Annotated in this window: 17 protein-coding genes; 7 read left to right on the forward strand and 10 right to left on the reverse strand. The window is 57.2% G+C overall.

The window, feature by feature from the left end:
• Positions 1-240 precede the first annotated feature (240 nt).
• The 3 genes from hcp to DSCA_RS27000 all read left to right on the forward strand — a co-directional run bounded on the left by hcp (position 241) and on the right by DSCA_RS27000 (position 3,733).
• Positions 241-1,959: a hydroxylamine reductase gene (gene hcp, locus DSCA_RS26990; RefSeq protein WP_167527973.1), complete on the forward strand. Its 1,719-nt coding sequence runs from the start codon at positions 241-243 to the stop codon at positions 1,957-1,959.
• Between the two features lie 227 nt (positions 1,960-2,186).
• A complete protein-coding gene (locus tag DSCA_RS26995; protein ID WP_155319395.1) occupies positions 2,187-2,912 on the forward strand; it encodes an HD domain-containing protein in 726 nt (241 codons plus the stop codon).
• An 83-nt stretch (positions 2,913-2,995) separates the two neighbouring features.
• A complete protein-coding gene (locus tag DSCA_RS27000; protein ID WP_155319396.1) occupies positions 2,996-3,733 on the forward strand; it encodes an ATP-binding protein in 738 nt (245 codons plus the stop codon).
• Positions 3,734-3,788: 55 nt separating this feature from the next.
• On the opposite strand, the gene DSCA_RS27005 is transcribed toward DSCA_RS27000, so the two are convergent.
• From DSCA_RS27005 to DSCA_RS27040, 8 genes are all read right to left on the reverse strand, one after another.
• On the reverse strand, positions 3,789-6,098 hold the full coding sequence (locus tag DSCA_RS27005; protein WP_155319397.1) for a PAS domain-containing hybrid sensor histidine kinase/response regulator: 2,310 nt from the start codon (positions 6,096-6,098) through the stop codon (positions 3,789-3,791).
• 44 nt (positions 6,099-6,142) lie between these two features.
• Positions 6,143-9,061 (reverse strand): CHASE2 domain-containing protein, encoded by a 2,919-nt coding sequence (locus tag DSCA_RS27010; protein ID WP_155319398.1) that lies wholly within the window; start codon positions 9,059-9,061, stop codon positions 6,143-6,145.
• Positions 9,062-9,144: 83 nt separating this feature from the next.
• Entirely contained in the window at positions 9,145-9,747 is a 603-nt protein-coding gene (locus tag DSCA_RS27015) for an OmpA family protein (protein WP_155319399.1), read from the reverse strand.
• Between the two features lie 66 nt (positions 9,748-9,813).
• Complete coding sequence (locus DSCA_RS27020) at positions 9,814-10,260, reverse strand: FecR family protein (protein WP_155319400.1); 447 nt, start codon at positions 10,258-10,260, stop codon at positions 9,814-9,816.
• Between the two features lie 380 nt (positions 10,261-10,640).
• A complete protein-coding gene (locus tag DSCA_RS27025; protein ID WP_155319401.1) occupies positions 10,641-11,081 on the reverse strand; it encodes an Lcl domain-containing protein in 441 nt (146 codons plus the stop codon).
• Positions 11,082-11,094: 13 nt separating this feature from the next.
• On the reverse strand, positions 11,095-12,102 hold the full coding sequence (locus DSCA_RS27030; protein WP_155319402.1) for a class I SAM-dependent methyltransferase: 1,008 nt from the start codon (positions 12,100-12,102) through the stop codon (positions 11,095-11,097).
• A 34-nt stretch (positions 12,103-12,136) separates the two neighbouring features.
• The gene (locus DSCA_RS27035) at positions 12,137-13,114 is read right to left on the reverse strand and encodes a class I SAM-dependent methyltransferase (protein WP_155319403.1); all 978 of its coding nucleotides are present in this window, start codon (positions 13,112-13,114) and stop codon (positions 12,137-12,139) included.
• Entirely contained in the window at positions 13,111-14,571 is a 1,461-nt protein-coding gene (locus DSCA_RS27040) for an APC family permease (RefSeq protein WP_155319404.1), read from the reverse strand. The genes DSCA_RS27035 and DSCA_RS27040 overlap by 4 nt, the downstream gene beginning before the upstream one ends.
• Positions 14,572-15,240: 669 nt before the next feature.
• Between DSCA_RS27040 and DSCA_RS27045 the strand changes: the two genes are divergently transcribed.
• Positions 15,241-16,077: a rhodanese-like domain-containing protein gene (locus tag DSCA_RS27045; protein ID WP_155319405.1), complete on the forward strand. Its 837-nt coding sequence runs from the start codon at positions 15,241-15,243 to the stop codon at positions 16,075-16,077.
• A gap of 126 nt (positions 16,078-16,203) precedes the next feature.
• A complete protein-coding gene (locus DSCA_RS27050; protein WP_155319406.1) occupies positions 16,204-17,868 on the forward strand; it encodes a methyl-accepting chemotaxis protein in 1,665 nt (554 codons plus the stop codon).
• A 62-nt stretch (positions 17,869-17,930) separates the two neighbouring features.
• Here DSCA_RS27050 and DSCA_RS27055 read toward each other — a convergent pair whose 3' ends face one another.
• Together DSCA_RS27055 and DSCA_RS27060 are read right to left on the reverse strand one after the other, a co-directional pair.
• Positions 17,931-18,530 (reverse strand): GDSL-type esterase/lipase family protein, encoded by a 600-nt coding sequence (locus tag DSCA_RS27055; protein ID WP_155319407.1) that lies wholly within the window; start codon positions 18,528-18,530, stop codon positions 17,931-17,933.
• Between the two features lie 220 nt (positions 18,531-18,750).
• Positions 18,751-21,912, reverse strand: coding sequence for a PAS domain S-box protein (locus DSCA_RS27060; protein WP_155319408.1), 3,162 nt, complete (start codon positions 21,910-21,912; stop codon positions 18,751-18,753).
• Between the two features lie 399 nt (positions 21,913-22,311).
• Here DSCA_RS27060 and DSCA_RS27065 point away from each other — a divergent pair, with 399 nt between their 5' ends.
• Positions 22,312-22,770 (forward strand): Spy/CpxP family protein refolding chaperone, encoded by a 459-nt coding sequence (locus DSCA_RS27065; RefSeq protein ID WP_155319409.1) that lies wholly within the window; start codon positions 22,312-22,314, stop codon positions 22,768-22,770.
• A 115-nt stretch (positions 22,771-22,885) separates the two neighbouring features.
• Positions 22,886-23,296 (forward strand): hypothetical protein, encoded by a 411-nt coding sequence (locus DSCA_RS27070; protein ID WP_155319410.1) that lies wholly within the window; start codon positions 22,886-22,888, stop codon positions 23,294-23,296.
• Positions 23,297-23,498: the final 202 nt, after the last annotated feature.

The following is a 23,498-nucleotide window of genomic DNA, read 5'->3' on the forward strand; positions in this document are numbered from 1 at the left end:
TCCTGTCATGCGGCGTCTGCCCGACCCTCCCTTTTTCCGGGCCGGTTCCTTTATTTTTTAAAGAATCGCTATTGTTTTCAAAGTGATAAGTTAACTTGAATTCTTGATGTAAGTCAAGGCGGTTTGACCGGCAACGACGTATGGTTGGCGCGCCATCGACACACGGCAAGGGGCGCAGAATCCAGAAAACCCAAAATCTTGACCCAGGTCAAGGACAATGCCAACCGGAAAGGATATAAGATGATCAGCTTTTTGAAAAAGCTGTTTTACAGCAATGACACCCGTTCCAATGACGATATCCAGGACCCCCAACATCAAGGAGGAGACACCATGTTTTGTTTTCAATGCGAGCAGACAGCCAAAGGCGAAGGATGCACCAAGATCGGCGTATGTGGCAAGCAGCCCGATGTGGCCGCCCTTCAGGACCTTCTCGTTTATGCGGTAAAAGGCATCGCCCAGGTGGCGGTGGAAGGGGCCAGGGTCAATGTCAGCGACCCGGCCGTCGACCAGTTCACCAATGAAGCCATCTTTTCCACCCTGACCAATGTGGATTTCGATCCGGCCCGTTTCGTCACCCTGGTCAAGGACGCGGCCACCCATCGCGACGCCCTCAAGGCCAAGGTAAAGGCTGCCGGCGGCAATGTGGCTTTTGCCGACGGCCCGGCGACCTTCACGCCTGCGGCCGACCAGGCCGGCATGGTGGCCCAGGGCGAAACGGTCGGCATCAAAGCCGACGCCACCGTCAACCCGGACATCCTCTCCCTGCGTGAACTGATCGTATACGGGATCAAAGGTTTGGCCGCCTATGCCGACCACGCCCGGATCCTCGGCCAGCAGGACGATCGGATTTCTGCCTATATCTACGAGGCCATGGCCGCCACCCTGGACAACAGCCTGGGGGTCGACGACTACGTGGGCCTGGCCCTCAAGTGCGGCGAGGTGAACATGCGGGCCATGGAACTGCTGGATGCGGGCAACACCGGCACTTACGGCCATCCCGTGCCGACACCGGTTCCGCTGGGCGCCAAAAAAGGCAAGGCCATCCTCGTTTCCGGCCACGACCTCAAGGACCTGGAGGACATCCTGAAGCAGACCGAAGGCAAAGGTATCAACGTTTACACCCACGGCGAAATGCTGCCCTGCCACGGCTACCCGGAATTGAAGAAGTACGGCCATTTCTACGGCCACTACGGCACGGCCTGGCAGAACCAGGCCAAAGAGTTCGACGCGTTTCCCGGCGCCATCGTCATGACCACCAACTGCATACAGAAACCCCGGGAGTCCTACCAGGGGAACATCTTCACCACCGGCCTGGTCGGGTGGCCCGGCGTCACCCACATCGTCGACAAGGACTTCACCCCGGCCATCAACCGGTCCCTGGAACTGCCCGGTTTCCCGGAAGACACCCCGGGCAAGCAGGTCATGGTCGGTTTTGCCAGAAACGCCGTCATGGGCGTGGCTCCCACGGTCATCGAGGCGGTCAAGAACAAAGCCATTCGTCACTTCTTCCTGGTGGGCGGCTGCGACGGTGCCAAACCGGGCCGCGACTACTACACCGAACTGGTCGAAAAGATTCCCCAGGACTGTGTCGTGCTGACCCTGGCCTGCGGCAAGTTCCGCTTTTTCGACAAGGACCTGGGCGACATCGGCGGTATTCCGCGTCTGCTGGATGTGGGCCAGTGCAACGATGCCTACTCGGCCATCCAGATCGCCGTGGCCCTGGCCGGGGCCTTCGACTGCGGCGTCAACGACCTGCCGCTGTCCATGATTCTTTCCTGGTATGAGCAGAAGGCCTGCGTGATCCTGCTTTCCCTGCTGCACCTGGGCATCAGGAACATCCGCCTGGGACCCAGCCTGCCGGCCTTCATTACGCCCAACGTGCTGGACGTGCTGGTGAAAAACTTCAACATCATGCCCATCGGGACGCCGGATGAGGACCTGAAGGCGATATTAGGGTAGTCGACTGCGCGACGGCAGGCCTTTTGAGAGAGAATCGGCTGCCGGGTAACCGGCAGCCATTCAATTAACCTGAATCACAATGCTTTTTTGAGATTTGGATATTGTAATTTGGAATTTATTTGGAAACGGTTATTTTAGATTTTGGTGCTTGCATTTCGTTATTTGCGGCCTACGTTTTTTCAACCGCACCGGTATAACCGGGTCAGACCTAAATACGGAGAACGATTATGAAATGTCCCGGACAGGATACGCTCTACTGGAAGCCCGGCGCCATCTACGAGGTGCCGTGCCCCGAATGCTGCGCCAGTGTCGAGTTCTTCAAGGACGATACGGCCCGAAAGTGCCCGAAGTGCGGGCACCGGTTCGTGAACCCGAACCTGGATTTCGGCTGCGCGGCATACTGCCAGTACGCCGAGCAGTGCATCGGGACCCTGCCCGAGGAGTTCTTGCTCCAAAAGGAAGACCTGCTCAAGGACCGGGTGGCCATCGAGATGAAACGCTATTTCCGGGGCGACTTCAAACGCATCGGCCATGCCACCCGGGTGGCGCGCTACGCCGAGCGCATCGGCCGTGCCGAAGGCAGTAACCCGGCGGTGGTCCTGTGTGCGGCCTACCTGCACGACATCGGCATCGTCGAGGCCGAGAAAAAGTACGGCAGCAGCGAGGCCCGCTACCAGGAGCAGGAAGGGCCGGCCGTGGCCCGTGACATCCTGGAACGCCTGGGCGCCAAGCCCCCGCTGGTGGAAGAGGTCTGCGACATCGTCGGCCACCACCATCACCCGCGAGAAACGGAGACCCTCAATTTCAAAGTCCTCTACGACGCGGACTGGATTGCCAATCTGGAGGACCGCAAAAAGGAAAACGGATTGACCTCAGAGAAGGTCGAATCGATCGTCAACGAGAAATTCCTGACCGAAAGCGGCCGGGCAGAGGCCCGTAAGACATTACTTTGAAAATAACCGGAGTTTTTATATCGCTCCGACCCACATAAACGCACCACCCCGGCGAGCCGGCGGTAAACGAGGAAGCGACAACCATGAAAGTTAACCGAAAGATCATTGAAATCGATGAAGAACGCTGCGATGGATGCGGCAACTGCGTGATCGCCTGTGCCGAAGGGGCGTTGAAGATTATCGACGGCAAGGCCAGGGTGATCTCGGACAACCTGTGCGACGGCCTGGGCGCCTGTATCGGCGATTGCCCCCAGGACGCATTGAAGATCATCGAGCGCGAAGCCGAAGACTTCGACGAAGCGGCGGTGGAAAAGCACCTGGAGTCCCAGAAGGCCGGGGAAGAGACGGAATCCATGCCCTGCGGCTGTCCGTCATCCCAGATCCGGAACTTTGCGCCGGCCGACGGCTGCCAGGGTGCCAATACGCCCAAGAAACTGGAAGCGGGCAAATCCGCCCTGAGCCACTGGCCCGTACAGATCCGCCTCATTCCTCCCACGGCGCCGTTTCTCAAAGGCGCCGACCTGCTGGTGGTGGCCGATTGCGTGCCCGTGGCGTTTCCCAACCTGCACTGCGACTACCTGGAAGGCAAGACCGTCATGGTGGGCTGTCCCAAATTCGACGACGCCCAGGCTTACATCGACAAGTTTGCCGAGATTTTCGATGCGGCGGGGGTCAACAGCGTCACCACCATGATCATGGAAGTGCCCTGCTGCTCCGGCCTGCCCATGATCGTGAAAAAGGGAATGGAAAAAGCCGGCGTCGATATCCCCACCCGTCAAGTGACCATCAGCACCCGGGGAGAGGTCCTGGAGGAACAATAGGACGCGAGCTTCAGGGCATGCCGCGATTCTGCCGACGGGGCCGGCGGCATGTCCTTTAGGTCAATGCGCGTCGAACGGCGCCGGCCAGTTTTTCAATCCCAACCGGTTTCATCAGCAGCGCGTTGATGGAAAGCCTTTCAAGATCATGCTCCGACAGATGGTGGCTGAACCCCGTACACATAATGATCGGGATGCCGGGCCTGATCTTTCTGATTTCCATCGCCAGGTGTTTGCCGGTCATGCCGGGCATGTTCATGTCGCTGATGACCAGGTCATACCTTTCCGGCCGTGTGCGAAATGCCTCCAGGGCATCCTGCGGGTTCATATGCGTCTCGACATCGTAGCCCAGCCGTTCCAGATAATGCCTGCCGATTTCGACAAGGGATTTTTCATCGTCAACCAGGAGAATCGACTCATTCCCATCAGGCAGCGCAGGGGGGGCGGCTTCGGTTTTCCGGGCCGTCGAATCAATCATGGGAAGCCATATGGTAAATCGCGTTCCTTCGCCAGGTACGCTTTCAACCGCGATCGTTCCGCCATGGTCGTTGACTATTCCCATCACCGTGGACAGCCCCAGGCCCGTTCCTTTTCCCACCGTCTTGGTGGTAAAGTAGGGGTCGAAAATCCGCTCCTTGATTTCGGGGTCGATGCCTTGACCGGAGTCCGATACCGTCAGCTTCAGGCCTTTTTCGCCTTTTTGCGGGCTGACCGTCGTTCCATCGGCGGGGCCAATGACGAAAGGTTCCAGTTCGACATCGATCACGCCGCCGTCCGCTTCCAATGCGTGGACCGCATTGGTGCACAAGTTCATGACGACTTGATGAATCTGGTTCTCATTGGCCATGACGATAGCTGCCTGCAGCGGCACCTGGTGTTGAATCGTAATGCTCGTGGGGGTCGAGGCCCGAATCAGTTCAAGGGCTTCCCTGACCACGATGCCGATGTCGATGGGTGCCTTTTCAGATGAGGATCTCCGGCTGAATGTGAGGATCTGGCCCACCAGGTTCTTTGCCCGTTCACAGGCCTGTAAAATTCTGTCGGTGTATTCCCGGACCTTCGGGGGGGCGGAGGGTGCATACCTGGACAATTCCGCATAGCCGACAATGGCACCGAGAATATTATTGAAGTCGTGGGCGATGCCTCCGGCCAGTTGCCCGATGGCCTCCATCTTCTGGGCCTGTTGAAGTTGTTTCTCCAGTTTGCGCGCCTCCGTCACGTCCCTGGCACCCACGACGATGCCCTTGACCGTGTTGTCTTCCCCAAAATAGGGAGAATAGCACACATCCAGCGTCTTGGGGCCGTACACCGGACTATCGAAGGTGCTCATGAAACGCACGGTCTCTCCGGTGAAGGCCCGATGCATATGGGGCCGGATCTTTTTGTCAAAGAGCGCCTGGCCAAGCACGCTGGATACCTGCTGCCCGACGATTTTCCCGGGCGGCAAACGGAAGAACTCAAAATAGCTGTTGTTCGCCGCTTCGTATCGGTAATCCTTATTGACCAGGGCTAAAAAATCATTGGAAGCGGACACAATCTGCTCGTACTTGCGCAGCAATTCCTCATTTTCCCGACGTCTTGACAGGTCTTCGATGTCCTTCACGGTTCCGAGCACACGAACCGGCGGTCCGTTCCCGGCGTTCAGAAACACGCCATTGTCTTCGACCCAGCGATAGCTGCCGTCTTTTTTCCTGAATTGATACTCGAGGGTGAAGGGAAGCCCGTCGTTCATGGCTTTGGATAACGCCGCCATCGTGTTTTGCCGGTGTTCGGGATGGATATGCGCCTCCATGCCGGAGATGTCCAACGCTGCGATTTCTTCTTCGCTGTACCCGGTTATTTCAGTTACCGCCCCATGCCAGCGGATCCGGCCGGTTTCGATGTCATGGTCGTAAAGCATCTGCCCGGTCTGGCGGATCATGACGGAATAGCGTTCTTCGCTTTCCCTGAGCGTGGATTCTGCCCGCCGGACCTCCTGGACGCTGGCCTCCAGTTGTCGGATCCGTTGTTGCTGGTCTTCCCAGAATGCAATTTCCTGGGGGATGAACCGACGGGTCAGGATGAAGAGAATGGTAATGCCGGCAAGCAGGTTGAATATTTTGGGCCAGATCGTATTCTCGGGCAGGATCAGATACTCATAGACCCCGGCAGGCAGGATGCCGACCTGAGCCGTTCGCAGGGTGCCGAAGTAAACACTTTCGAAAAAGGTTCGAAACGCTTCGAGGGCGAGGACGACCATCAGGGTGGCGAACAGCCGGCTTTTTCCCTTCGGGACGACGATCCGTTGCAGGCAGAACACGAGGATCGCCAGCCAGATCACCGCCAGCAGCCAATAACTCGCCGGCATCAGGATGTTAATGATTTTCATTCATTCTCCAGCATACAAGGGTTGTGTGTGGCAGCTTTTCCCGATCATTGCCGGTCCAGCTCCCGACGAACGGCCAGCCCGATCTTTTCCAGGGTGTAAGGCTTGCGGATATAGCCGCCGGCCCCCAGGTCCTGCATGGCCTTGACGCGGTCGGATGGGGCGTAGCCACTGGCAATGATGGCCTTTTGACCGGGGCGAACGTTCAATATGCGCCGGTAGGTTTCCAGGCCGTCCATGCCGGGGGGCATCACCATGTCAAGGACCAGAAGATCCACCGTGCGGGTTTCCATGAAGGCCACGGCCTCCTCTCCGCCCGCTGCGGATGAAACCCGGTAGCCCAGTTTGCCGAGCATGCGTACGGCGATATCGAGCTGCTCCGGGACGTCGTCCACGACCAGTATCCGTTCCGAACCGGTGTAGTCCTGGAGAACCACCCGGCGGCGGGTTTGATTATCCGCTTCACGGGTGGCCGGCAGGAAAATGTGAAACCGGGTCCCGTCACCCTCCCTGCTTTGAATGTCCACAAATCCACCGTGGTCCTTGATGGTGTTCCAGACCACGGTCATACCCAGGCCCGAACCGCTTCGACCCATCCGCTTCTTGCTGTAAAAGGGTTCAAAAATCCGGTTGAACGCTTCCGGCGGGATGCCGATTCCCTCGTCGGAGACGCACAGCACGACATATTCACCCTCCGGGATCTTCTCGTATCGGTCGATCGCCGTGTCCAGATACCTGTTGCGGGTCATCACGCCAATGGCGCCGCCCGCCGGCATGGCCTCGGCAGCATTGCCGACCAGGTTCATGATGACTTTTGAGATGTGCACGGCCGACCCCTTGATGTTCATCAAATCATCGGCCAGCTTGGTGACCACACGTGTCTTGGGATGGTTTTGCGACAATCGCTTGAATTCAGGCGCCTTCAGATATCCCTCCACCGCATGGTTCAGATTGATGATATCGTGGTTCTTGACACTGCGGCGGGCGATCATCAGCAGGTCCTGGACAATGTCCGCCGCCCGTTGGCCGGATCGCTGGATCGTTTTGATGCTTTCTCTCATCGGGCTGTCCGCCGGCAGGTCCAGCAGCAGCAGCTCCGGGTAGCTGACCAGTCCGCTGAGGATGTTGTTGAGATCATGGGCGACCCCCGCCGCAAGGCTGCCCATGGCTTCCATTTTCTTGGATTGTTCCAGTTTGTGTTCCAGGTGTCTGCGCCGGTTGATATCCCGGGCGATGCCCTGGGTGCCTAAAAAGGATTGGCCGTCCGGCGGTGTTTTCGTATAGATTCCCTCCGCCGAGACGCTGAAGTAGCGGTTGTCGCCGTCTGTCTCATTGGGGCCCGGGGAGACCATCAGCCGTACCTCCAGATCCGTGGTGGCACGCTCGCCCGTCCGTCGTTCATTGATTCGGCGGGTGGCGGACTCCCTGTCTTCGGCGGCCACCAGATCGAGGATGTGCCTGCCGATCAACGCCTCGGGCGTTTTCTGGTACTTGGCAATGGCGGGGCTGATGAACGTGATGCGACCCGAGGCGTCCAGCCGAAACACAATGTCGGGGATCGTCTGGATGATGGCATTGAGGTGCCGCTCGCTGTTTTTCATCAAAATCAAGGCCTCCTGCAGGTTCTGGCGGGCCTTTCGCTGTCTGGTCCAATATTTGAAAAGCATGAGAAAAAGACCGCCGGTTGCGATCACGGCGGCGGGCAACAGGGGCGACACCAGTATCTGACGGCTGCTGAAGATGAGTTGGGCACCCCCCCAGCAGCCGACGATGCCTGCCGTACCGATTGCCGCTGCAGGCACGAATTCCAGACGGGCGATGCAGAGGCTTAATAAAACGGCCACCAGCACGGAGAAGATGACTTCAAGATACAGGATCTCACGGTGGCGACGAATATAGCCCTTTGACAGGATCGTCTCGACCGCCTGGGCGTGGATCTCTACGGCCGTATACGCCCCCCCGGCCGGTGAGTGGAATGTCGGTGCCAGGCCGGTCGCATTTAACCCCACCAGCACGATTCGGCCCTTGACTTCCGATTCGGTGATTTGACCGTTCAGCACCCGGTCCGCCGACATGTGCCTCAGGCCTGACCGCCGGCCGGTAAAGCGAATCCGCATGTTTCCGTGGTCGTCGATCGGTATCCTGTGGTCGCCCAGGATCAGACAGGTCTGGCTCCCCTGGCGATGCTCCAGCATCGCCGGTTGACCCTTTCCGCCGGCGGTCAGCAGGGCGGCGAGGGCGAGGTTGGGGTAAATGTCCTGCCCCCAGCGAATCACCAATGGCAGTCGACGCAGCCGCCCGTCTCCATCGGGCTGGCCATTCAAAAATCCTGAACCCGCTGCTGCACGGGCCAGCTGATCCAGATTGCAGACCACACCCTGTGCCTGGAAAAGCGACAGCGATCCGGACCCATTGGACGGGTGTTGACGCTTGACCAGGTCGAGCGGGTGCAACGGACATCCGGCGATTTTTTGACCGCCATCGGTGAAATTAAATTCATAACCCAGAACAAACGGTCCCTTGGCCAGGGTGGACGCCAGTATGGCATCGTTGTCCTGCACGGCGGTGACATCCACCATGCCGCCCGCGATGGCGGGCTGGTAATCAAGCCCCGACTGGAGCGCTTTGGGGGACGTGCGGTCAGGTTCAGCCATAATGAAGTCCAGGGCAATGCTGCGGGCTCCCAACCCGGCAATCCGGTCCAGCAACACTGCCAGGCGGGACCGTGGCCACGGCCATTGGCCCCATGCCGCCAGGGATTGCTCATCGACGTCGACCACCACCACCGCATCGGTGATGCCGGTATCGGCGTCCCCGGCAACGATGGCGTCCATCAGCTTGAGCTGGAGACCTTCGAACATCGCGGGGTAAAACAGGTAGGCCGCCGACCACAGAATCGACCACAGGACACCGAGAAGAATGGTTTCCCTGATCGACGGATTGATGTTTGGGGGAGATGTATCCATCACTTCCTAAAACGATGGCACCATATCTCCCGGCGTCTCAGAAGTCGGGGCGGCCATCGATGCACCAGTCAACGGCAGTTGGGTTATCGGACAATTACCTCTACGCGCCGGTTTTTGGCATTGGCCACATTGTCCGCAGTTTTAACCAGCGGGTTTTCCTCACCATGGGAAGAGACATCGATAAGGGTGTCATCAACACCGTTGGCCACCAGCAGCCGTTTGACCGCCTTTGCCCTGCGCATGGAAAGGTCGAGGTTGTAGGCCTTGTCTCCCATGGTGTCCGTGTGCCCCACCACGGAGATGCGTGTCGGTGCCCGCTGGTGAATGGCTGCGACGATACCCGGCAGCTGTCTGCCGGATGCCGGCAGCAGCTGCACCGAATCCGACAGGAAATGCAGCACGAAATGAACCGGTGGGGGAGGCTGGTTGGAAACGACCTGCCCGAACAGGTCCTGAACATGGGCCGCGTCCAAACTGACCGGGGCATCGGGAGGCGTCTTCCTGCTGCGGACAACCGTAGACTGGTTGGGCTGGCTGATGTCAACCGATCCGGCATCGTTGGAAACCGTAATCTGTCCCACGGACCCGTCCGCATCCGGCACCAGAACGACCATGCTTTTGTGCCCACAGGCCGTTACAACAGACATCGCCACCAAGCAGCACCAGATAGCGATCCATTTTTGCATGGTCGATTCACCTTTCTAAAAAAGCGGTATACACCCGGCAACTACACCTTCATTTCAGCTGGCCGCCTAATCCACCTTGATCAGCACATGGGTTCCCCGAACACCGATGGTCGCGGCCGGCAGAATCAGTTGAACCGATTCAGGGGCCAGCCTGGTCATCTGCCCGGACAAAAACGATACGGTGCCGCGGATCAGGCGTACGATGAATGACAGATTTTTTTCCACTGGCTGGAACAGATAGTCATCAATAACGAGCTCGGTGCCCGGCCCCATGGATATGCGGGTATCGTCAGAGAAAACCAGCCCGACATATCCCCGGCCATCGGTTTTGATCGTATCCGCCTGGTTGATCTGCATGCCGGCGACAACCGTGAACCTTTCACCATGGCGCTCGACGGTGACGCCTCCTTCGACGGATTTGACGACGCCGACGAAGGGCTGGGCCGAAGCCGGGGGGCAGAGCCCGGCCAGCAGGACCACCATCCATAACAGGGCGACATGCGCAATCCTCATGACGACCTCCTCACGGGAAGCGGACAGCCATTTACAATAACGGCAGTTGACAGCGGATGCCTAATCCGCCGGACGTGGTTGTGGAGACGCAGGAGGGCAGAAGGCGTCTAGGAATCGGTCTCCAGATCTTTCGTATTGGAATTCGGGACGAAATGCAATACTTATCACATTATATCAGGGGATTAAAATAGATAAAGGGGATAGCGGCAACCATCGCCGCCCCCACCACCGGTCGGTCCATGGCGCGGCACGGGGATGGAAGCGGTTTAAACGAAACTGCCCGTGAGGCAGGCGGCTTCAACGACCGGGAAGGGGGGGGCGCAAGGCAGGATGCAACCCCTTGGTTTCAGGGGGGCACCCGGCTTTTGTGAAACCGGGCGTCAATTGTCTTTTGCGGTTCTGACGGCAAACCCACGCGTCCCGTAAGGGTCCATGTAACGAAAAAGATAGAGGGACAGATCCTCATTTTCTTGAAACGGCCACACATGGATTCCCGTGGTTTTCAACAACGGCGTGATGCCGGGCGGTCTGCCGGGAGAGTGGGAAAGGATACGCAGCTCCTCGGCCGTCGGCATTCGCCATCTGCCTCCGGCAACGGTCAAGCTGCGCACCCATGCAACCGCCCGGTGGTAGCTGGTATCCTCATCAGGGCCGGCGAGCCACTCCAGGCCGGTGCTCGTATCCGCCACCATCCCGTTGGCATAGGCCACAAAACGTCCATCACGGCCGACCTCTTCAAGGCTGTCTGTCCGAGCGGCACCGGTTGACAAGAGCATTGCGGATGCCAGTAATAAGACAGCAATGCCGACGACGCGTTTCACTTATTTCAGCCTTTCAATCAACCCCTGACGGGTGCATTGAGGGAACGACGGCATGCATGATTCGAAATGCGCTGCAGCAGGGGCCGTCGAGGGTGCCGTCGCTGCGGGTCAGGTATCGGTTTTCAAGATCCTTGGGGTGCAGGTCGGACATCACTTTCAACCCCCGCTTGCTCACATAGGTCGCGCTGTCGCCTTCAGGGATGCCGAAGACAAATGGCTCGCCTCGATACGCCACCCAGAAGGACAAAGCGCGGGCGTCCGGGTATCTTTTGAAATCGCCCTGGATGACCCCTAAAGGCATGTAGTCAAAGACGACTGAACTGCCCGTTGCCGACTGCGTTGCGATGAACCGCAAGGTGCTGTCCACGGCTTCCGCTGAAATATAATAGGTCACCCCTTCCCAGATAAAAAATGTTTTACGGCTGGGATCATAGCCGGCCTTTCTCAACTCGTCCGGGATGTTCTGAATATTGAAGTCGATGGGCACATAAGCCACGTAATCCGGCACCTTGCCCAGGGCCTCCGCCAGTCGCCGTTTCTTCTCTTCGATCATGGCCGGCAGGTCGATTTCGAAAAACCGGACCGTCGGCATGGTTTCGCGGAAGCGGTAGGCCCTGCTGTCATAGCCGGCACCCAGGTTGACCACCTGGACGGCGCCGTTTTCAGCGGCCTGCATTAGAAGGGCGTCCATGTGTTTGGTGCGGGCATTGACGTAAAAGTTGGTGGTTATCCGGTACGTTCTGGTCACTAACATGCCGGTCTCGAAATCCGGCTTCATCAGGGAGTAATGCCAGTACTCCGGGGCGACCAGTTTCATGGCCAGATAATCATCGTTGCGAACCTTTTGGTCCGGGTGCTGGGCAAAAATAGCACGGGCGGCGGTCACGCCTTCGGCGGTAATGGACAGCATGCCCGACTCCACTGCCCAGGCGGCGGGGGTGCACAGGGTCAATACCAGCAGTAACCCGATCAGTCGGGAAAAAGTTACGATCGGACGTTGATGACCTGATTCGGTTTGCATATGGCGTTCCTCCTTGAAGGGGTTGCGTCATCCGCTACTTGTTCAAAACGGCATGCATAATTCGGAAATAGGGGGTCGGCTTGCCGTCGATGCCGCCGTCGCTGCGGACCAGGTAGCGTTGGGCCAGTTCGCCGGCCCCCAGATCCGAAACCACGCTGAAACCCCTGTTGTTTGCAAATTCACCGGCTTTGTCCGGGGCGATCCCGAACCTCCAGGGGTGGCCATAGGCAGCCATGCGTACAGCTTGGAATCGGGCCCATGGCATTTTCGAAAAATCTCCGTTGGCGATGTCATCCGGAATGTAGTCGAATACCAGTTCGCTGCCCGACGCGGCGTTTTCAGCGATGAACCGCAGGGTCCGGTCCACGGCCGCGGCATCGATGTACCGGGTGACCCCTTCGCAGACGAAAAGGGTTTGGCGAGCCCCGTCATATCCGGCCTGCTTAAGAGCGCCGTCCATTCCCCCGTTGCGATAATCAACAGAAACATAGGAAACCGTTGCGGGCGGTTTTCCCACGGCGGCCCGGACCAGTTCTTTTTTGCGCGCCACGGCGGCCGGCAGATCCACCTCGAAGAATCGCACGGACGGCATCTGCTGCCGGAAGCGATAGGCGCGACTGTCCAGCCCGGCGCCGATGATGACGACCTGTTGGAGGCCTTTTCCGACGGCTTCCTGCAGGATGCCGTCGATATGCTTGGTGCAGGCGTTGGACGCGTAGTAGCCGCTTACCCGATAGAATTTGATGAATTTTTTGGATTTTTCGTAATCCTCGTCCAATGCGCTCCAAAACCAGTATGCCGGCGATAGAAACTGCCGCGCCATGGTATCCGGGTTGCGGATTTTTTCATCCGGATCCATTGCGGCGATGGCCCGCATACCGGCGGTAAATTCTTCCGTAACCGGAATGTCTCCCAGCCGCGAGGCAATGGCCGGTGTCACGGTCATTGCCGTCAACAGCCAGACGGTAATGAAAAAACCGGGCAAGACATACCACCGACAGTGTCCACTCATGACAGGTCCTCCTTAGGTTTGGATGGGTTCATTTCGATTTCGCCACGATCCGAAAGCAGGGTCCGCACCACCGGCGGATTGCTGGCCTTCTTCTCCCGTGGCTGGAGACGGCCGCGGTGGAAGTAAAGGTACATTCCCAGGCCGGCGGCAATGGTGATGATGCCCCACACCACCGGGGCCGGCCGGCTTTTGATGGAAAAGACGATGATCCACAAGTTGCCCAGGATAAAAAACAGCGGTGTCAGCGGATACCCCCACGTCCGGTATGCCGGTGCTTCATCCGTGCCGGCGCGACGAACGCGGATCAGGCCGACCACGGTCAGCATGGCAAACAGGGACAGGGTGAAGCCGATATAGACCAGCAGTTTGTCGTAGGACGCGGAAATGATCATGATGATGGCGATGGCCGCCTGCAGTCCAATCGCAGGGGCGGGGGTGTGCCGTGCGGAACTGACCCGACCGAAAAGGGGGAAGAAAATGCCGTCCCGGGACATGGCGTAGTAAACGCGCGGGCCCGCCAGGATCATGGCGCTGATCACCGAAAGGAGCCCCAGTGAAATGGCCCCGTTCAGCCAGCGGCCGATGCCGGGGCCGAACAGCCCGGTACCGGCGGCTGCAGCCACCTCCATCACCCCGCTCATGTCCTCCGGCGGCAGGGCATACACATAGACCAGATTGAGCAGCAGATAGAGGGCCGTGACGATCAAGGTGCCTGCCAGCATCGCCAGGGGAATGTTGCGGGACGGGCGTTGGATTTCTCCGCCCAGGTAAGCGGCCGCATTCCAGCCGCTGTAGGCGAAGCTGATAAAGATCAATGCGACCGCAAATTTCCCGTCCAGAAGGACGCCGAGGGAGAGACCTTCGCTGATATGGTCGGTGGAGCCGCCCGAGGAGAACATGCCCGCGCCGATAAAAGTGACGATCAAAGCGATTTTGAACAGCGTCAGCAGGTTCTGGACCCGGCTGCCGACACGCAGGCTGTGCGCGTGCAGAATCGATAGCAGCGCCACCACGGCAATGGCCAGTACCATGGGCAGGGAGAACGTGACAGCCGGCACGCCGAACAGGGTAACCACGCGGTCGGCGTCGGCGCCAACAGCTTTGAGCAGGTAAACGGAAAAGGCGATGGCGGCCGCCGCGATGGGGGCCGAAAAACCGACGATGAGCGATATCCAGCCCGACAGGAAAGCCACCGGTTTGCCGAATGCCTCGCGCAGGTAGACGTATTCCCCGCCGGCCTGGGGATAGCGTGCGCCCAGTTCGCCATAGCACAGGGCGCCGCACAGGGCGAAGGCGCCGCCCACAAGCCAGCCCAATAACAGGGCAGAAGAGCTGCCGACCTCCTGGAGAATGAAGCCGGAGGTGGTGAAGATGCCCGTGCCCACCATGTTGGCCACCACGATGGCAATGGCCGAGAACAGGCCGATTTCCCTTTTCAGCTGGCTGGCGGCAGACATGGCAGCTCCTGTCCTTATATGCTGGCGATGCAGGCAACGGCTGAAGGCATGATGACGATCTGTGGCGCCGAATGAAAAATCACGTAGTGGATACTACGCTTTTGTTCAGTATGGCCAAAAAGACGAAAAAGTCAAGTACAAAAAATGTACATATGTATATTCGTCATCCGGTTTCACGGGTGCCGGCACCCCGGCAGCATGGAAAAAAATTTGTCTCTGTGATCCTGTTTGTTCGGCTGCTCCGAGCCACCTGATGGCCAGGTCTGATTCCCGACAGGCGTGTGCGAATATCGATGGGGCAATCCGGCGATATCGGAAGCCGATCCTTTGGAATTGGGCGGGTGACGCGACGGTGCGGGGTTGGCGGGGGTGTCATCCAATAAAGCCCGGGGTTTGATGCGTTGAAAACGCAGTATGGACGGTTTTTTGAGAGAAATGTACATTTTATGGAGCGATCCCTGTCCGTTAAAAGGGGGCGTATTCTATTCCATCCGGCAACGGCTGAAAGCGGTTTCCGTAGGCTGGTATGCAGTGGGCGGCAAATATGACTTTTTTTGTCAAGTTTGCGCCCTTCATGTCGATAAGACCACTATTTCGAAGCGGACATTCGTCCTGATAAACAGCTCTGCTATACGCATCACTAACCACTGATAGAATCAAGGAGGGGGCATGGCCGGTGTAAAAAGAGTCAATCTGAGGTCATATCTGAGCGCGGTTGCGCTGTTGTTTGCCATGGTGTGGGCGCTTGGGGCGGCTGCCCCGGCGGTGGCATCCGATTTTCCCGGGCGGGAAAAATTTTCAGATGTGCCCTACATCGAATCCGCCGATCTTTTTGATGCCTATACATCGGGGGAAGCGATTATCGTCGATGTGCGCTCGACCATCGAATACAATGTGATTCATCCTGTGGATGCCCTCCACATCCCGGTATCCAGGATGAATTTCGTGAAGGAGGTAAAAACGCTGCGTGCCGCCAATGCGGGCAAAAAACTTGCTTTTTACTGCAATGGCACCACCTGCCTGAAGTCATACATTGCCACCCAGAAGGCGCAACAGGCAGGTATCGGCAATGTTTTTGCGTATGACGGCGGCATCCCGGAATGGGTCATGGTGTATCCGGACAAGACCCTCCTTCTGGGAAATGTCGTCACCGATCCCGAAAAGCAGGTCATTCCCAAATCCGAATTCAAAAAGAAAACCCTGGTTTTTGAGGATTTCAAGGCCGTTGCAAAGAAGGAAGGCGGCATCGTCGTCGATGCCCGCGACGCCATCCAGCGGGCCGAGAACCTGCCCGGAATGGGAAAAACCCTCAAGATCCCCCTGGATACGTTTATCCCCAACTTTGTCGAAAAGAAAAAGAATCAGGACAAACCCCTGTTTATCTTCGACCAGGTCGGAAAGCAGGTGCGGTGGTTAGAGTACTACCTGGTTGCCAACGGCTATGATAACTACAAATTCCTCAAGGGTGGCGCCACGGCGGTTTTAAAGGACCAGACGTACAAATAAAGGGCTCGCGTGTCCCGTTCAGGGCTCCTTGATCAAAGAGATGTTTGCATGCCGGCGTGCAAACCTCTCTTTCGTGCCGTCGTGCGGTGACAATGATATTTTGGTCAAAAAAAGGAAGGCCCTTCGATGAAGTTTCCTCTGAAGAACAGACTCGCCTTTAAATTTTTATCGATCACCACCGGGGTGATCGTCCTCTGGCTCGGCTCCCTGGCGGTGCTGATCGTTAAGGGCGGCGACTCGGCATTGTCCCGCCAGGCCCTGGTGTTTACCGACTCCCTCAAGGAGGAGCAGCAGAACCAGGAGATGCTGCTTCGGCAGGCACTGGTGCAAAAAGGGACCTCCATGGCCGCCATACTGGCACGGACGGCGGCCGGCCTTATTGCCAACTACGATTTCGATACCCTGGGCGTGCTGGCGCAATACACCACCGAGGACGCGGATTTTGCCTTCGTGGCCTTCTATGATGCCGAAGGGGCTCCGCTCACGGAACTGAAGGACAACCCGATCGGTTTCGAAGTTATCAAGAAAACCATTGAATCCGAGGGCGACGTCGTCGGTTCCATTGAAGTGGGGATATCCGACACCGCCATCAAGACCCATATGCAGGCCGTGGGCCGGCGTTTCGATGCCATGATGGCAGCGGCGCAAGCGGTCCAGACTGAGGCCAACGGCGAACTGATGCGTCTGATCGGCATCGATTCCCTGCTGGGCCTGTTGACCATATGCGTTGCCATTTATCTGTCGCTGTCGAAAACCGTCCTTCTCCCCATCCAAAAAACTGCCGCTATGATAAGGGATATCGCCCAGGGCGAGGGGGACCTGACCCGGCGCCTGGAGATTCATTCCAGAGATGAAATCGGTGAGTTGGGCCAGTGGTTCAACGCCTTTGTGGAGAACATCCAAACCATCGTTCGGGATGTGGTCGGCAATGCAAAAAAACTGAATGCCTCATCAAGTGATCTCGCCGGGATTGCGGACCGGATGTCGCTCAATACCGAGCAGACATCGGTGAAATGCGATACGGTCGCCGTGTCCACCGCAGAGATGAACACGTCCACGAACACGGTTGCCGCCGCCATGGAGCAGGTGTCGTCCAATATGAGTATGGTGGCTTCCGCTGCCGAAGAAATGACAGCGACCATCAACGAGATTGCCGGCAATGCGGAAAAAGCCAGCAGCATCACCATGAATGCCGTCGACCAGACGGGCAGTGCATCGAAACAGGTGGGGAATTTGGGCCAGGCGGCTCAGGAGATCGGAACGGTTATCGAGACGATTACCGAAATTTCCGAGCAGGTCAATCTGCTGGCCCTGAATGCCACCATCGAAGCGGCCAGGGCCGGCGACGCGGGCAAGGGGTTCGCGGTGGTGGCCAACGAGATCAAGGACCTTGCCCGGCAGACAGCGGAAGCCACCGGTGAGATCAAAAGCCGTGTCAACGGGATTCAGTCCTCCACTGCCGGCACGGTGACCGAAATCGAAAATATCACGCATGTGGTCAACAGTGTAAACGAAATCGTCGCCACCATCGCCGCTGCCATCGAGGAACAGTCTGTCACCACCAGGGAGATTTCCAGCAACGTGGCCCAGGCATCCCGGGGCGTCGGCGATGTGAGCAACAACGTGACCCAGAACTCGGCCGCTGTTTCCAAAATTGCAGAGGACATTGAAGATGTCACCCGGGCAGCGACCTCGATATCAGACGCCAGTTCTCAGTTAAGCTCGAGTTCAAAGGATCTGTCGACACTGGCCGGCCAGCTGGAGGGCATGGTCGGGCGGTTCAACGTCTGATCGGGAATGGTCGGGAGACCGTGACCCGGCGGCCACCTGAACCGATCCGGCACAAGCCGTACCTACGGGAAATTCAATTCTTTTTTGAAAAACGCACGCATCGTCCCGGCGATGGCAAGGTGGCCGTCCCTGTTCGGATGCAAGCCGTCAGGCAAAAAAAGGTTGGTCCTGACCTGCCGGTCGGCCTCCAGAAAGGGGGTGTGCAGGTCGACCACGGCCACCTCGCTCTCGGTTGCGTGGCGGGACAACGACTCGATAAACTCTGCCAGTTTGGCTGAAAAGCCTGCATACCCGTCCAACGGAGGAGAGAAATCGTTTGCCTGCGCAGCGGCGACGAATACCGGTACGGGCAGGCCGATGACTGGGGCGATGCCGTGATGCCGTGCCTGAACGACCATGGAGAAGAGGTTCCCCAGCAGGGTCCTGACTTCCCACCCCCACCACAGGTCGTTCGTTCCCCCCATGATAAAAACAAATTCCGGCCGCCTGTCCACCACATCCGGGTTGAACCGTGACAGCATTCCGCTCGTGGTGTCCCCGCCGATACCGCCGTTGACCACTTCCAGGCTGAGGGCGTTGGCCATTAGCGCCGGCCAGGTGTGGCCGACGGGGATATCCGTACCCTCGGTCAGGCTGTCGCCGATGCAGATCATTGTTTTCATGTCGTTCTCCCTGGGTTTGCAGTTTGGATGAACCAATAAGGGGTGTTCGATTCAGGTCAGAATACAACTCGTTAATTTGCTGATCTGAATTCCAACTGATGACAAGAGACGTCTTCAACGATTAAAAGTCCAGTCAAAACGGGCCCCCTCTGCCTGTTTATCACGCCATGGCGACCCACGTTCATGACAAGTACGGTCCCGCCCGGTGATTAGAATGATATCATGAATTGTGTGGGTGTGATGATGGCCCCGTCCTTTGTATTGGGGAGGGGCGATCCAATTCAGACCTGACGGCGAGCCCGATTTTCTCGAGCGTGTAAGGCTTCTTGATATAGCTTCCGGCACCCAATTGCTGTGCTTCGTGGACGCGTTCGGTTTCGGCATAGCCACTGGCAATGATCGCTTTCTGATCGGGGACAATGGTCAGGACCTGCTTGTAGGTTTCCAACCCGTTCATGCCCGGCGGCATGATCATGTCGAGTATCAGCAGGTCGTAGGTCTCCTTTTTTACCAACGCGACGGCCGCTTCACCGCTGTCCGCCGTATGGACCTCATATCCGAGGCGCTGCATCATTCTCCCTGTTAGATCCCTCTGCTCCGGCGCGTCGTCAATAATCAGTATGGACTCACCCAGGCCGAGATAGTCGTCAATGTAGACGGATCGGGGAGCCTCTTTTTCTGATCGGGTGGCAGGGAAATAGAGCACAAACGTCGTCCCGGTCCCCTCCTCTGTGGTGATGTCGAAAAAACCCTCATGATCTTTCACCGTTCCCCAGACGACCGACATCCCCAGGCCCGTGCCACTGCGTCCCATTACTTTTTTGGTGTAGAACGGTTCGAAAATTTTTTCAAGATCGGATGGGGGCATGCCGATGCCCATGTCCGACACCTCCAGGATTGCATATTCGCCTTCGGGGATAATCTCAAATCCGGCGTAGGGTTTGTCGATATAGCAGTCCCGGGTGGCAATGGTGATCCGGCCGCCTGAGGGCATGGCATCGGCGGCATTGGAAACCAGGTTCATAACCGTTTTTAATATATGCATCTCAGACCCCACCACACCCAGAATGCCTTCGCATATGTCTGTCTCGACGGTGAGGTGGGGTCGGTTACCGACAATTTTCCTGTATTCAGGAGAGGTGATGAAATCGTTGACGACATGGCTGATGTCGATTCTCTTTTTGGAGGATACGTTCCTGCGGGCCAACGTCAGCAGGTCCTGAACAATCTCGGCCGCTTTTTCTCCTGATCGTTTTATCGTCAAAATGGGTTTGCGAAGCGGACTGTTTTCACCGATGTCGAGTAAAAGCAGATCCGGATAACTGACGATCCCGCTCAGAATATTATTCAGGTCGTGGGCCACCCCGCCGGCCAGGGTCCCCAGGGATTCAAGCTTTCTGGCGTTCTGAAGTTTGACCTCAAGCGCTCTTTTTTCTTCTTCCGCTTTCCTGATTCCGGTCAGATCGTGAACCACCGCCATTGCTCGCTTGGGAATGCCATTCTCGTAGAAAAAACGTGAATTTGACAACACCCAGCGTTCTTTCTGATCCTTTCCGCAGATCTTGTATTCGGCCGACAGTTCTTCCGGCTTTCTGGCAAACACCTCTTCGATTAACCGGGTAAGGGTGTCCTTGCTGTCTTCGGACAAGAGCACGAACGGGTCCAGATCCAAAAATTCATGCTGGCTGTATCCCGTATACTGACACATGACATCGTTGACACTGATAAACGTCAACGTCTCCATATTAAATTCATATATTCCAGCAGGCGCGTGCTGGACGATATTCTTGTATTTTTCCTCGCTCTCTTTGAGTGCCTTTTCGTATTGGAGCCTCCGGGTCACATCCCTGGCGGCACACTGAATCGCTTCTGGCTGTCCATTGCCGTCCTGAATGAGCCGGCTGCGGTATTCCAGGATGACCCTGCGGCCTGGCCGGGTGACCATTTTCAAATACCCGTCATCCGAGCCATTGGCGAGGATGCGGTCGATGTACCCGTCGATTTCGAGTTTGTACCCTTCGGATAACAGGTCGCGGATATTCACGCCTTCAAGGTCTTCCCGGCGCCAGCCGTATTCCTTTTTAAATGGAATATTGGTTTCCAGTAAATTTCCTTCCAGATCGTGAAGGCAGATCAGGTCCAAACCGTTTTCAAACAGGTTGCGGTATTTGATTTCACTCTTGGCAACAGCCTTTTCCGCCTTTTTGCGTTCGGAGATATCCCGGGTGACGCCCATGATCGACTTTGGCACGCCGTTTGGATCGCGGATAAAGGATACAGTGGCTTCGGCCCAGGTGTATCCGCCGCCTTTCAGCGAATGTTCGATCTCTATTGTCTTCGATCGCTGGGGGTCGACGCCCGGTTTGTTTTCAACGGCCAGCTCCGCTTCAAGGACCGTCGACACCTTTGCCAGTGACCTGGGCGACAGGGTCTGTTCCATGCTCAGGTTCAAGGCCTCTTCCACCGTAAATCCCCGGTTTTTTTCTACAGAGGGACTGATGTATTCGAATTTCAGGGTGTTCAGGTCGATGACCCAGATGGTGTCGGAGACGTTTTCTGAAATCAGACGGTGTTTTTTTTCGGATTCAATCAGTTGGGAATGTTGACGCTCCAGCTCCTGATTGGTCCGTTCAAGATCCGCCGCCAGGTGTTTGGCCTCATCATATTTGGCCTGGATCAATTGATTGGCATATGCCAGATCCTCAATGGCCTGGCGATGGGTGCTCCAACCGGCGAAAATCCGCTTCAGGAAGGATGTTTTTCCGGGCAACCAGGACACCCGATAGAAGCAGCCTGTGCACCCCTGGGCCGGGGTGTCCGGCCATATTCGCCGGCCGTAGCGTTCGTGGGCCACCTGGCACTTGACTTCTTCGACCGTGGCCGGCGGCAGGCCGAACATCGTCGGTATCCCAGCAAGAATGCCACGGGTGTAATCGCAGTCGAAACGGGTCTTCTGGCAGCTGTCATGATAGCGGTCCTCCAGCACGACCCATGAATCCCCGATGTCGTGGATGAACACACTGCCGTTCAGTTTAAGGAAGTTGTTGTATTTCGGGGCCTGGGAATAGATCAGCTTCGGACTGCCCATCAGCCGGACAATACGGTCCAGGATCCCTAATGATTGTAATTGTCCCGATGCCAGGGTCATATGATAGACCGCTTTTTGATCCCCCAGCATTTCAATCATGCGCGCATAGAGCGTCTGCAGGAACGCATGCGAAACCCAATTGTTGGTGTCGGACAGATAGCCTTCATCCAGGGGCATACCGTCGAGAAGATTACCCAGTGTGCCACGGTTGTTTTTGCGCACATAAAGCAGGAGCGTATGCGTGACCCGGCAGCTGATTTCTTTGGCGGCTGCTGAGCTGGCGTTTTTGTTCATTGGATCTTTCTATTTGGTGTTCAATGGGTACTGAAAATAGACAGCACCACGGGTGTCGTTTTTTTTCACATGGCCTCCAACCTCTTGTCGGGCTTGTCCCGGCAGTTCTATATCGGCACATCCGTCAAATTATCAAGCAACGACGCTCCCAGCGGCTGGCCGGGAAGAACGGTCACGCACATGTGGTCAAACGGTAGGGCAAGGCCTCAGCAACGGCGACCGCTTCGAAAAGGGATAAAAAAGACCACGCGATGTCGACACAACCCCGTCGGCCCGACAATTTGTTACAAACTGATACGCCTTTGAAAAGCACTGGTTCATCAAATACCTCATAGTCGACCCGGAAGATGACATTGCCGTCATCCAACGTAAACGGATTTAAACCCAAAGGAGGAAGCAATGAAGAAAAAAAACGGCATGATCGTTATCACCCTGTGCACCCTGTTTCTGGTTGGCGGTGTCGCGGCCTGCAAACACGGGCACCACCCCGGCGGCTTCGATGAGTTCGACCTGGCCGCGGCTACGGACCGCATCGCATCCCGGCTGGATCTGACGGCATCCCAGAAGGCGGACCTCGACCAGATTGCCGCTGAAATCGCCGAAAAAGCCGACGCCATGCACGCGGACCGCGAAAACCGGCTTCAGGCGCTGGCGGACCTGGTTCGTCAGGATGCCATCGGCAGGGATGTGGTCGATGGCATGATGGCGGACAAAATAGAGATGCTGAGGGAGATGGCCGATTTTACGGCACAGCGGCTGATTGCCTTCCACGCCACGTTGACCCCGGAGCAGCGCGAAAGGGTCGCGACGCACATCGAGAACCATTCGTCCGATGGTTGTCGATTCGGTTTCCGGTAAACGGCCCGACGGCCTGCGGCCTGGCGGTGCGACGGCTCCTTGCTCCGGCGGGTCGAAGGCCGTTCGTTCGCAGCGAACCAACCATCGCCGCGACAGACGGTGAAAGGGGGACGACATGAAACGAACCTTACCGAAATTTAAAATTATGGCCGTTCTGGCATGCCTGGCGTATCCGGGGTTCGCAGTCCCGGTCCTCGCCTCGGATTTTTTCCCGCTTGACCTTTGGGAAGAGATGACCGACTGGCAGTTACACACCCGCGTTACGCATGAGGCGGATATTGAGGCCTATCGTCAAGCCATGACGTTAATTAGGGGGGCGGATGTTGGCCATACCACCTTCCCCTTTGACGTCGCTGCAGAATTAATTGCGATGGGCGACAGTCACCGGCATGAATCCCGTGAGTACCCGGCAAGCGATGGCAGCACCCACCGGAACAGAACCAGCCCGTATTGGCTGCCTGAGGAATTCAGCACGGATGGGGTGTTCGGATTGACGGCATGCGCCAAACGAAATCCATCGGATTAAAACCGCCGCCAGGGACCCTGCCGGTGCGTTTCGGGTGGTCCGGGCGCCTTTGAAAATCCGGCAGGCACTTTCCTTTAGACCCGGAAGCTGATAACTGCAAGAGGACCACCGATTCTGACAGGATGGTGAACACGATCTTCCTTCTTCCCAGAATCAGACCTCCGGTGGAACCGTAAAAAACCGACATTAAAGCTGCTATTTG

Origin of the sequence: Desulfosarcina alkanivorans (assembly GCF_009688945.1) — a bacterium.
Lineage (GTDB): Bacteria > Desulfobacterota > Desulfobacteria > Desulfobacterales > Desulfosarcinaceae > Desulfosarcina > Desulfosarcina alkanivorans.

Coding starts and splice junctions, on each gene's coding strand:
- DSCA_RS27070 (WP_155319410.1), top strand. CDS start 22,886: ATGAAACGAACCTTACCGAAATTTAAAATTATGGCCGTTCTGGCATGC.
- DSCA_RS26995 (WP_155319395.1), top strand. CDS start 2,187: ATGAAATGTCCCGGACAGGATACGCTCTACTGGAAGCCCGGCGCCATC.
- DSCA_RS27045 (WP_155319405.1), top strand. CDS start 15,241: ATGGCCGGTGTAAAAAGAGTCAATCTGAGGTCATATCTGAGCGCGGTT.
- DSCA_RS27020 (WP_155319400.1), bottom strand. CDS start 10,260: ATGAGGATTGCGCATGTCGCCCTGTTATGGATGGTGGTCCTGCTGGCC.
- DSCA_RS27055 (WP_155319407.1), bottom strand. CDS start 18,530: ATGAAAACAATGATCTGCATCGGCGACAGCCTGACCGAGGGTACGGAT.
- DSCA_RS27005 (WP_155319397.1), bottom strand. CDS start 6,098: ATGAAAATCATTAACATCCTGATGCCGGCGAGTTATTGGCTGCTGGCG.
- DSCA_RS27050 (WP_155319406.1), top strand. CDS start 16,204: ATGAAGTTTCCTCTGAAGAACAGACTCGCCTTTAAATTTTTATCGATC.
- DSCA_RS27015 (WP_155319399.1), bottom strand. CDS start 9,747: ATGCAAAAATGGATCGCTATCTGGTGCTGCTTGGTGGCGATGTCTGTT.
- DSCA_RS27030 (WP_155319402.1), bottom strand. CDS start 12,102: ATGCAAACCGAATCAGGTCATCAACGTCCGATCGTAACTTTTTCCCGA.
- DSCA_RS27060 (WP_155319408.1), bottom strand. CDS start 21,912: ATGAACAAAAACGCCAGCTCAGCAGCCGCCAAAGAAATCAGCTGCCGG.
- DSCA_RS27010 (WP_155319398.1), bottom strand. CDS start 9,061: ATGGATACATCTCCCCCAAACATCAATCCGTCGATCAGGGAAACCATT.
- DSCA_RS27035 (WP_155319403.1), bottom strand. CDS start 13,114: ATGAGTGGACACTGTCGGTGGTATGTCTTGCCCGGTTTTTTCATTACC.
- DSCA_RS27065 (WP_155319409.1), top strand. CDS start 22,312: ATGAAGAAAAAAAACGGCATGATCGTTATCACCCTGTGCACCCTGTTT.
- DSCA_RS27040 (WP_155319404.1), bottom strand. CDS start 14,571: ATGTCTGCCGCCAGCCAGCTGAAAAGGGAAATCGGCCTGTTCTCGGCC.
- hcp (WP_167527973.1), top strand. CDS start 241: ATGATCAGCTTTTTGAAAAAGCTGTTTTACAGCAATGACACCCGTTCC.
- DSCA_RS27000 (WP_155319396.1), top strand. CDS start 2,996: ATGAAAGTTAACCGAAAGATCATTGAAATCGATGAAGAACGCTGCGAT.